Source organism: Acetanaerobacterium elongatum, assembly GCF_900103835.1.
In the GTDB taxonomy this organism is placed as follows: domain Bacteria; phylum Bacillota; class Clostridia; order Oscillospirales; family Ruminococcaceae; genus Acetanaerobacterium; species Acetanaerobacterium elongatum.
Map to the genome: position 1 here is coordinate 1 of NZ_FNID01000070.1, position 1,741 is coordinate 1,741.

Below are 1,741 nucleotides of genomic sequence, written 5' to 3' on the forward strand. Positions count from 1 at the left end.
TTGTTTTTCACAGTCGGAACCGTATCCGGGCTTGACCATGCAAAAGAGCCGTCTCCGCTTCCCCCCATGAGAGCGGCAGCAGAAAGATGCTGGCCGTAGGTGAGTTCACCGGCTGTCGGAAACACAACGGCTGGGGGCTGTACCTTCGAGATTACAATATTTACGCTTTTTTCAGCCTCTAAATAATGGATATCCCCTGACTTGGTGACGGTTATTGTTGCCGGTCCTGCCTTTTGGGCCGTCACTGATCCGTCTGGATTAAACGACAAAGCATCACCCGGAGTAACCTTGTAGCTGAGGTTACCTGTTCCATTGCCACCACTAACATCAATGTTGAAATTATCGTGATATTTAATGCCCTCCGGAATCTTAATAACTAAATCATCGGATTGGTTAATTTTCGCTACTTCATAATTATTTATCGATGTAATATCTGTTAAATAATAGCTATCAAAAGTAGCATCTTGTTTATATTCGGCTGTAAGCGTTTGCGTTCCTCCAGGTACATTAGTCCATTCATATGTGGCTATTCCATAAGCTGGCAGTTCATCGCTGCGCGTAACAGAGGTTTGCCCAATAATAATGCCATTTGCTTTAAATACGATAGTTCCCTGGGGAAGTGTTTGGGAAAGCCCTTTTACCACTACGCCAAGCCTAATGGTTTCAAGGGCTTTGGCACCATCTTCTGGGTCGGCTACAAATCGAAAAAATTCAAGCTGCTTTTGGGAGTTTAAATATACTCCGGCATCCAATTTGGCTCCCTTTCCGCCAATAGTGCCGGTAATGTATTTGGCAGTTGCATTCGTGCCTTTACCGAGCATACTTACCATAGCACCATCGTTAACCTCTAAGCTCCCGCCGGTTGAATTTCCATCTCCTGAACCGATATCATACCCGCTTAATGAAAAACAAACTACATATGTATCTTTTCCTCCGCCAATCTTGACAGTACCACCCGAGGCGTTCAATCCACCACCAATGCCTGCGCCATTCGTTGTACCTTCCGCTATGATTTGACCACCTAGAATGGTAATATTTCCGGCTGTGCAGTTTGATCCTCCACCTATACCAGACCCATTTACACCTCCTGAAGCAGATAAACTGCCCGTGCTGCCTTCTACAATTTTTAAAACTGCCCCTATGGGAACCTGTAAGCCTGCACAATTCTCGCCACTTGCAAGCGTATTGCTTCCTGTTAATGCAAGGTTAACCGTCGCACCGGTCATATCAAAGGCACAACTATTTGGAATCCCACTTACATCAATAGAGGCATCGCTTAACGTTATATCTGCAGTAATCGCATTACTTATCTTAATATGGTTTGAAGCGGTTTCTCCCAAGATGCAATAACTGCCGGCCTCGTTGATGTTAACAGTATTACCCGAAAAGGTGTAACCGCTTCCTTTATACCAACCGGTTCCGGGAGCAGACATATCTATAACGCCATTGTACTTTCTATTATAATAATAGATACCGGAGCTCTGCCCTGCACCTTCACCGCCAATTATGCCCATAATATATTGGGTGGACGAATTTGTACCCCGTGCAAGCAGATTCAAGGTTGCACCGTCATCCAGCTTTAGGGTTCCTCCATTAGTAGTTGTAAGGTATGTAAACTTATGTCCGGCACCGATATCTTTTGTGTCGTCCATATAAAAGACCATTCCTTTCTGCGAAAGGCACCAACAAGACATGAAACGGAGTTGGTGCAACTCGCAGTCAAAATAAAACTCTGCTATAC

1 protein-coding gene is annotated in these 1,741 nt (G+C 44.7%); it reads right to left on the minus strand.

Going from position 1 to position 1,741, the window contains the following annotated elements; all coding sequences use genetic code 11:
• A partial coding sequence (locus tag BLR50_RS14200; RefSeq protein WP_162840461.1) for an Ig-like domain-containing protein occupies positions 1-1,652 on the minus strand: 1,652 nt, incomplete at its 3' end.
• Positions 1,653-1,741 lie beyond the last annotated feature (89 nt).